At 70.3% G+C, this 6844-nt stretch carries 3 protein-coding genes; 2 read left to right on the top strand and 1 reads right to left on the bottom strand.

Annotation, left to right across the window (positions count from 1 at the left end; all coding sequences use genetic code 11):
* Positions 1–201: 201 nt before the first annotated feature.
* On the top strand, positions 202–2823 hold the full coding sequence (locus tag AXW62_RS46505; RefSeq protein WP_060948351.1) for an NACHT domain-containing protein: 2622 nt from the start codon (positions 202–204) through the stop codon (positions 2821–2823).
* Positions 2824–3269: 446 nt separating this feature from the next.
* Here the strand turns inward: AXW62_RS46505 and AXW62_RS37795 are convergent, their stop codons facing one another.
* Complete coding sequence (locus tag AXW62_RS37795; protein ID WP_060948350.1) at positions 3270–5795, bottom strand: ATP-dependent Clp protease ATP-binding subunit; 2526 nt, start codon at positions 5793–5795, stop codon at positions 3270–3272.
* Positions 5796–6272: 477 nt separating this feature from the next.
* Between AXW62_RS37795 and AXW62_RS37790 the strand changes: the two genes are divergently transcribed.
* On the top strand, positions 6273–6844 hold a 572-nt coding region (locus tag AXW62_RS37790; protein WP_060948349.1), incomplete at its 3' end, for an SCO3374 family protein.

Here is a 6844-nt window from a genome sequence, read left to right as displayed (position 1 = left end):
GGCACCCACCACGAACATTAGGCGCACCCCCACGCACCGCACCCCAGCCCACCCAACACCCATCCCGCCCCACCCCGCACCCGCCCCGTGCCACCGGCCGCCCCCGGAACCCACGCCGAACCCCCACCCGTCCGGCGCCGTCCGTGCCTACCCTGGTGGCTTCTGAACGGCGAACGACAGTCACCGGGGGGACGGGGCCTCATGGATCCCGAAGCCGTACACGCACTGGTCCAGGAACTCTTCGTCGCGGACGGGCCGGTGGACCGCCCCGTCCGCATCGCGTCCCTGGTCGCCTTCCAAGGCGATCACCGCACGCTTACCGAACGGGACCTGCCCCGGATCGCCGCCGCGCTCATCGAGGTCGAGGCGGAACCGCGACCGGCGCACCCCGCCCTCACCGATCCCCTCACCGATCCCGTTACCGACCCCCTCACCGACGCCCTCGCGCGCACCCTCCACTCCCTCGGCACCGTCGACCTGGACGACGTACGAGCCGTACGCCTCGGCCCCGAAGCCTTCGCCCGGCACCTGGCCGTCGCCGCGCCCGACGCCGACGAGGGGCTGAACGCGGCGGACGCCCGTACCCACGCCCGCCTCCGGGAGGCCGTCTGCGCGCATATCCTGCGCTTCCTCGTCCTCCGCTCCCGCTTCGTCGCAGCTACTGAGGACGCCGCGTTCGAGGAGCGCTACGCCCAGGACATCGTGGCCGCCCACGACCACCTGACGATCTACGGCATCGACCTGGCCCACTCCCCCGACAGCTGGCCTCTGGACGCCGCCTACCTCAGCCTGCAGACCGAGACCGACGGGGGCGGCGGCCCCGGCGCCCCCGTCGAGCAGGCCCCCGCCGAGCAGGCCCTCGCCGGGCGCGAACGGGTGCTGCTGTGGGGCGTGGCGGGGGCGGGCAAGACCACGCTGGTGCAGCGGCTGGCGGTGTCCGTGGCGCGCGGTGACCTCCCGGCCCCGCTGGAGGGGCTGCGCGGGCGGGTGCCATTCGTGCTGCCGGTCCGCCGCTTCCGCCACGACAGCAACCACGACCGCCACGGCCGCAACAACGACAACGGCAACCCCAACACCAACCACAGCAACCCCAGCACCAACCACAACAGCCACAGCAACCCCAACCACAACCACAACCACAACAGCAACCGCAACGGCTTCCCCGAGCCCGACGCCTTCCTCTCCGCCGTCCGCTATCCGCACGCCGCCGCACAGCCACCGGGCTGGGCCGAACGCGTGCTGTCCGACGGACGCGGCCTGCTGCTCGTGGACGGCGTGGACGAGGCCCCGGAGGACGAGCGCGAACGGCTCCGCGAAGCACTCCGCGAACTTCCCACCCGCTATCCGGGAAATGTCTGGCTGGTCACCTCGCGCCCCTCCGCCGTACGGCAGAACTGGCTCGCCTCCGAAAGCTTCACCGAGCTGAAACTCTCCCCGCTCAGCCGCGAAGGGGTCGCCGCGTTCATCCGGCGCTGGCATGCGGCAGCGCGCCAGGACATCACCGACCGGGCCGATCTGGCGCGGCTGAGCGGTTACGAGGAAACGCTGCTGGACGCCGTGCGGATTACCCGGGACCTCGGCCGGCTGGCCACCAATCCACTCATGTGCGGTCTGCTGTGCGCACTGCACCGGGACCGCCGGGGCTATCTGCCGCGCGGCCGGAAAGCCCTCTATGACGCGGCCCTTTCCATGCTGCTGGAACGCCGCGACCGCGAGCGCGCCATGCAGTCGCCGGATGGAATCGACCTCCCCCAGGAACCGAAGATCCGGCTGCTGCAGAAGCTCGCGCACTGGATGCTCGTCAACGGCCGGTCCGAAATGGACCGGGCCACCGCCGTCGAGACACTGGCCCGGCACCTCCCGGCCATTCCGCACGCGGCACGGCAGGGCGGGCCGGAGGAGATCTACCGCCATCTGCTCAACCGGACCGGGCTATTGCGCGAGCCCACACCCGGTTCGGTCGATTTCGTGCACCGAACGTTCCAGGACTATCTCAGCGCGCGAGCGGTCGTGGAACGGCACGATTTCGACTTCCTGATCGACCACGCACACCTGGACGACTGGGAAGAAGTGATCAGAATGTCGGTGGCTCTCGCCCGCCCCGATGAATGCGGCTACCTCCTGGAGGGGCTGCTGGCGGCCCGCAAAGACACCCGGCCGATCCACGCCCGCCACCGCAAACTCCTGGCGGCCTCATGTCTGGAACACGCGACGGAGCTGGACCCCGAGGTACGTTCCCGGGTGCACCGCTATACCCGCGATCTGGTACGCCCGACGTCCCTGGAAGCGGCCCGCGCGCTGGGCTGGATCGGGCCTATCGTGCTGGAAATGCTGCCCGACCCCAGCGGCGTATCCGATGAGGAAGCCCACCGGCTGGCGGTCACCGCCACCTCGATAGCCGACGACCGCGCCATCGACTATCTGGTGCGGCTGCGGGACCGCACCTCCTGGGCGGTACGGGCACAGCTCGCCGGCGCCTGGCGGCGATATGACACCGACCGTTACGCCGACGAAATCATCGCCCATCTCGATGCGCGGGAACTCGACTTTCCGGTGTCGGACCTGGGGGAACTGCGGGCGCTGCGCCGTCTCGGCGGCCGCCCCTGCGTCCAGGTGGCCGGGGCGCTCACCCCGGAGCAGCTGACCGAGGGCCTGGTGGCCGAGCGGCTGACCGAGCTGTGGCTCGCCTACGACCTGGGCGAGGGCCTGGACCTGGGCTGGCTGGCCGCCTTCCCCCACCTGCACACCCTGCGGCTGAGCCACCGCAACGCGGAGGTGACCGGAGTCCCGGAGGGCCTCCAGGTCATCGTGGCGGGACCGTGAGGGTGCCCGCCCGGGAGAGGGCGGGCACCAGCAGGGTCCCCGCCCGGCCCGCAGATCAGGCAGGCCGGGCAGGCCAGGCACGCCCCGCAGGCCAGGCAGGCCGCTGGCCTGGCCGGGGCCCGGAGACGCCCGGAGGGGACCCGTCAAGCCCGCCCACAGCCCCGCCAAGGCCAGGCACGCCAGGCACGGCACGCCCGCCGCCCACCAACGCCCGGCACGCCCGCACGCGCCCGCCCACAGCCCCACCAACGACAGACCCACCCACCCAAAGACCCAGCCACCCAAGACCCGGACCCCACCACGCCCGCCCACAGCCCCGCCCACAGCCCCACCAACGGCCAACGGCACGTGCGGCAAAAAGGCCGCCCCCGCAGCAAAAGGGGCCGCCCCGGACCGGGATGGTCCGGGGCGGCCCCACAGGCGCCGTGGGAGCGTGACGCGGGGCGTCACGCCTCCTTGCTGAGGTTCGGGCCCGCGCCACCAGCGGCGGACTCGATCGGCGGGGTGTCCGGCAGCGCGGACTTCTCCTCGCCGCGGAAGGTGAACTTCTTCTCCTCACCCTCACCCTCGGTGTCCACGACCACGATGTGGCCCGGACGCAGCTCGCCGAAGAGGATCTTCTCCGAGAGCACGTCCTCGACCTCGCGCTGGATCGTCCGGCGCAGCGGCCGGGCGCCCAGAACCGGGTCGTAGCCCCGCTTGGCCAGCAGCTTCTTGGCCTCGCCACTGAGCTCGATGCCCATGTCGCGGTCCTTGAGCCGCTCGTCCACCTTGGCGATCATGAGGTCGACGATCTGGATGATGTCGCTCTCGGTGAGCTGGTGGAAGACGACGGTGTCGTCGACACGGTTCAGGAACTCGGGGCGGAAGTGCTGCTTCAGCTCCTCGTTGACCTTGGCCTTCATCCGCTCGTAGCCGGTCTTCACATCGCCCTGGGCGGCGAAGCCCAGGTTGAAGCCCTTGGAGATGTCCCGGGTGCCGAGGTTGGTGGTCATGATGATCACCGTGTTCTTGAAGTCCACGACCCGGCCCTGGGAGTCGGTCAGCCGACCGTCCTCCAGGATCTGCAGCAGCGAGTTGAAGATGTCCGGGTGGGCCTTCTCGACCTCGTCGAAGAGGACCACGGAGAACGGCTTGCGGCGCACCTTCTCGGTGAGCTGGCCGCCCTCCTCGTAGCCCACGTATCCGGGCGGGGAGCCGAAGAGCCGCGAGACGGTGTGCTTCTCGCTGAACTCCGACATGTCGAGCGAGATCATCGCGTCCTCGTCGCCGAAGAGGAACTCGGCGAGGGTCTTGCTGAGCTCGGTCTTACCCACACCGGACGGGCCCGCGAAGATGAACGAGCCGCCGGGGCGCTTGGGGTCCTTCAGGCCCGCACGCGTGCGCCGGATGGCCTGGGAGAGCGCCTTGATGGCGTCCTTCTGGCCGATGACGCGCTTGTGCAGCTCGTCCTCCATGCGCAGCAGCCGGGAGGACTCCTCCTCGGTCAGCTTGAAGACCGGGATGCCGGTGGCCGTGGCCAGGACCTCGGCGATCAGCTCCTCGTCGACCTCGGCGACGACGTCCATGTCGCCGGCCTTCCACTCCTTCTCCCGCTTCGCCTTGGCGGCGAGGAGCTGCTTCTCCTTGTCCCGCAGGCCCGCGGCCATCTCGAAGTCCTGCGAGTCGATCGCGGACTCCTTCTCCCGGCGCACATCGGCGATCTTCTCGTCGAATTCGCGGAGGTCCGGCGGTGCGGTCATCCGGCGGATCCGCATCCGGGAACCGGCCTCGTCGATCAGGTCGATCGCCTTGTCCGGCAGGAAGCGGTCCGAGATGTAGCGGTCGGCCAGGGTGGCGGCGGCGACCAGGGCCGAGTCCGTGATCGAGACGCGGTGGTGCGCCTCGTAGCGGTCCCGCAGGCCCTTGAGGATCTCGATGGTGTGGGGCAGCGACGGCTCGGCGACCTGGATGGGCTGGAAGCGGCGCTCCAGGGCCGCGTCCTTCTCCAGGTACTTGCGGTACTCGTCGAGCGTGGTCGCGCCGATGGTCTGCAGCTCGCCCCGCGCCAGCATCGGCTTGAGGATGCTCGCGGCATCGATCGCGCCCTCGGCGGCACCCGCACCCACCAGGGTGTGGAGCTCGTCGATGAACAGGATGATGTCGCCGCGGGTGCGGATCTCCTTGAGCACCTTCTTCAGGCGCTCCTCGAAGTCACCGCGGTAGCGGGAGCCGGCGACCAGGGCGCCCAGGTCCAGGGTGTAGAGGTGCTTGTCCTTGAGGGTCTCGGGCACCTCGCCCTTGACGATGGCCTGGGCCAGTCCCTCGACGACCGCCGTCTTGCCGACGCCGGGCTCGCCGATGAGGACCGGGTTGTTCTTGGTACGGCGCGACAGCACCTGCATGACCCGCTCGATCTCCTTCTCGCGCCCGATGACCGGGTCGAGCTTGGATTCGCGGGCGGCCTGGGTGAGGTTGCGGCCGAACTGGTCCAGGACGAGCGAGGTGGAGGGAGTGCCCTCCGCCGGGCCGCCGGCGGTGGCGGCCTCCTTGCCCTGGTAACCGGAGAGCAGCTGGATGACCTGCTGCCGGACCCGGTTCAGATCGGCGCCCAGCTTCACGAGGACCTGGGCGGCGACGCCCTCGCCCTCGCGGATCAGGCCGAGCAGGATGTGCTCCGTACCGATGTAGTTGTGACCGAGCTGAAGGGCCTCGCGGAGCGACAGCTCCAGGACCTTCTTGGCACGGGGGGTGAAGGGGATGTGCCCGGACGGGGCCTGCTGGCCCTGGCCGATGATCTCCTCCACCTGCTGGCGGACCGCCTCGAGCGAAATCCCGAGGCTCTCCAGGGCCTTAGCGGCGACACCCTCACCCTCGTGGATCAGGCCCAGGAGAATGTGTTCGGTGCCGATGTAGTTGTGGTTGAGCATCCGGGCCTCTTCCTGAGCCAGGACGACAACCCGCCGCGCGCGGTCGGTGAACCTCTCGAACATCGTTAATCGCTCCTCAGAGCGGTCAGAAAGATCGGGGACGATCCCCTCCCTGTCCTTCCGCATGCTAGTCCCGCAACCCGGGACAGCTCATTCCAACTGCCGACAACCGTCCGGATCACCCCCGCTCGCACGGGGCAAACAGCCACTGGCCTCATGCCCGAACAGCCGACAACTGCTTCAACCCGATGGTGCGAGACGATGTTCCCGCAGGCCAGGCATCTACGCCCACCACCAGTACGCCGATGGCGAACGCTGCGTTCTCCTGACACGCGGACCGCCCCTCCCCACTAGGGATGTCTTACCCGCAAGCACAGATACTCCATGCCGCGCGGGCCGGTTCCATCCGCTACGGGCGAACAACCTTGCGCCCGTTCACCACCCCTGTAGCACCCGTTCCGGGCACCGTGCGCGCACGGGCCGGAACGGTGTGTCATCGGGTGACGTAACCAAGCGGGCGGGCGGAGAGTTCTGCTGGGCATGATCTCCGGGGCCCACGGCACGAGGCGGTCCGCTCCGGCCGCCCGGTCACGCTGGTACGAACGGGAGCTGGGATGGCCGACGGCCGGCAGCGATCCCGTCGAACTGCTCACGGGGGTGGCCTTCGACGTCATCGAGCTGCCGGCCGTGGCCGGTTTCGCGATGCTGCGGCGTGTACCGCGGACCGGTCCGGTCGCGGTGCAGGGCGCCTGGATGCGGCTTCTGGTGGCCGTCGGCGGCGCCGACGAGCTGCCGGGGCTGCTCGACTGGCTGGAGTGGGGCGGTGTGCCGCTGGACCTGAGCGCGATCGGCGCCGGAGGCCGGATCACCGCGCCGTGCCCCGTCTCCTCCTGGCCCCCGCCGCCGGCCGCCGGAGCGCCCGGGAAGCGGTGCCCGCAGGAGGCCGCCGTATGGCTGCGACCTCCCGACCCGGAGGGTGAGGTGGAGCCGACGCTGCCGAGGACAGGCTTCGGGGGCGATGGGGGCGCCCCCGATCTCGTGCGGCTCGTGGCCGCGGCGGCCACCGAGTGCCACCGAGCCCGATTGCTGCGTGCCCGGCCGCTGCCCAGGCA

It is taken from the genome of Streptomyces hygroscopicus subsp. hygroscopicus (genome assembly GCF_001553455.1).
GTDB lineage: Bacteria > Actinomycetota > Actinomycetes > Streptomycetales > Streptomycetaceae > Streptomyces > Streptomyces hygroscopicus.
This window is presented reverse-complemented; position numbering and strand designations above follow the sequence as displayed.